This window comes from Streptomyces zinciresistens K42, from assembly GCF_000225525.1.
Classification (GTDB): Bacteria; Actinomycetota; Actinomycetes; order Streptomycetales; family Streptomycetaceae; genus Streptomyces; species Streptomyces zinciresistens.
Genome location: NZ_AGBF01000403.1, coordinates 1 through 2,254, shown reverse-complemented (window position 1 = coordinate 2,254; position 2,254 = coordinate 1). Strand labels below are relative to the sequence as shown.

Sequence of the window (2,254 nt, the reverse complement as noted above, 5' to 3'; positions counted from 1 at the left end):
GGTGACCACCGCCAGCGCCGTGCCGAGGGCCGGCGCCCGCCGGCCCCGGAGCGGCCCGGCCGTCCGGCGGCGCGTCACCCGGGCGGGGTCCTCCCGCGGCGGGGCGCCGCCGTGGTCCTCGTCGAGGACCCGCACGAGCGCCTCGCGGACCACCGTCCGGCTCAGCCGCTCCCGGGAGTCCTTGCGCAGCAGCCCCTGCACCGTCCGGGTGAGCGGGCCGGAGCGGACCGGGGCGCGCAGCGGCAGCCGGTCCACGCCCTTCAGCGTGGTCTCGGGCCGGTCCCGGTCACGGTAGGGCGGGCGGCCCTCCAGCAGGGAGTAGAGGATCGCGCCGAGCGCCCACAGGTCGGAGGCGGGCCCGACGCGCTCGTCGCGGGCCTGTTCCGGTGCCGCGTACGCGGGTGCGGCCACCCGGGGCGCGAGGGTCGCCCCGGCCAGCCCGAAGCCGGTGACCACGACGGAGCCCCCGTCGTCCACGAAGACCTGACCGGGGCTCAGTTCGCCGTGGGTGATGCCCGCGACATGCGCGGCCTCCAGCACGTCGAGCAGGCCGAGCGCGATGCCCGCGGCCCGCGCGTGGTCGAACGAGCCCTGCCGGTCGAGGAGTTCGGTGAGCGGCGTGCCGTCGATCCACTCGGTGACCACCCACAGCGACCCGGCGTCCGCGCCCACGTCCCGGACCCTCGCCACCCGGCCCGGACGCAGCAGCGCCATCCGCTCCGAGACGCGCACCACCCGGGCGGTGGCACGGCGCCCGTCCTGCGCGCTCTGCTCACCGGGCAGCGTGATCCGGGTGACGAGGCAGGGCCGCCCGGTCGCCATGTCCTCGGCGCGATGACCGACCCGGTTCGTCTCGCGATGGACGACGTCGACGAGGCGGTACCTTCCGGCCAGCGGCTCGGCTCTGGAGACACGCGGCTCGACCATGGCCATCCCTCGCTGACATCCCGGCTCTCCATTCCCACAGGAAGTACGGGAGACGTCACCGGGAGCGTTCAACGGACGGCCCGGTCAGCGGCCCTTTTTCACTCCTCTTTTCCGACGCGTGAGCAAGCACACGGGTAAGCCGTCGAAAAGGCAGTGGAATTCCGCGTGAATGCTTCAGCGAAGGCCGAAATCCGCGGCCCAGCGCCCCACGTCCGAGGTGGTCGCGTTGCCCCCGCACACGACCAGCCCCAGCCGGGTCCCCTCGCCGCCCCGTTCCGCGATCCGCCGCGCGGCGGGCAGCAGGGCCCCGGCCGCGGGCTCGGTCCACAGCTTGGCGTGCTCGGCGAGGTCCAGCACGCCCCGCACCGCCTCCCGGTCGGGGACGACCAGCACGTCGTCGACGAGGGCCGCGACATGGTCGTACGTCAACCGCGACGCGCTCGGCGCGCTCAGCGTGGAGACGATCGAGGACAGCGGCACGGGCACCGGGCCGCCCGCGGCCAGCGCGGCGGACATGGCCTCGGCGCCCTCGGTCTCCACACCCCAGATCCGTACGCCGGGACGCCGGGCCCGCAGCGCCACGGCGACACCCGCGATGAGCCCGCCGCCCCCGACGCTGACGAGGACGTCCGTGAGGTCGCCCGCGTCCTCGGCGAACTCCAGCCCGACGGTGCCCTGGCCGGCGACGACCAAGGGGTCGTCGAAGGGGTGGACCAGCGTCAGCCCCTCGTCGCGCAGCCGGGTGACGAGGGAGAACGCGCCGTCCATGTCGTCCGTGAGCCGCACCGACGCGCCGGCCTCCCGCGCGATCTCCACGGCGTGCGCGGGCGCCGAACGCGGCATGACCACGGTGGCCTTCACGTCGAGCCCCGCCGCCGTCATCGCCAGGGCGATGCCGTGGTTGCCGCCGCTGACCGCCACGACCCCGGCGGCACGCTGGGCCGCGGTCAGCGACAGGAGCTTCGCCGTGGCCCCGCGCGCCTTGAACGAGCCGGTGCGCTGGAGGAGTTCGAGCTTGGCCGTGACCGGCACACCGAGCAGGTCCGACAGACCCGGGCTGGGCACGGTCGGGGTGTGCACGACGTGTCCGGCGATGAGGCCGGCCGCGGCTTCGACGTCCGAGATCCCGATCAAGGCAGTCACCTTTCCGGCGCGGGGCGTGGTCCGCGCCGTGTGCACCCTCGCGCGGCGGACGGCCCCGGTCAAATCCGGCCGCCGGCCGCGACCGCCGCACGCTCGGGCGGGCCCGTGCGGGGCCCCGCACGGGCCGTCGACAGATCGCGCCGCACGAGGTGGTCCAGCAGCGACCGCAGCTCGGCGCGGCGAC

General features: G+C 75.6%; 2 protein-coding genes. Both read right to left on the bottom strand.

The window, feature by feature from the left end:
• Positions 1-933, bottom strand: a 933-nt coding sequence (locus SZN_RS36775; RefSeq protein ID WP_007506116.1) for a serine/threonine-protein kinase, incomplete at its 3' end; no start/stop codon positions are given.
• 168 nt (positions 934-1,101) lie between these two features.
• Positions 1,102-2,061 carry a threonine/serine dehydratase family protein gene (locus SZN_RS36770; protein ID WP_007506115.1) on the bottom strand — a complete coding sequence of 320 codons (960 nt, stop codon included), beginning with the start codon at positions 2,059-2,061 and terminating at the stop codon, positions 1,102-1,104.
• Positions 2,062-2,254: the final 193 nt, after the last annotated feature.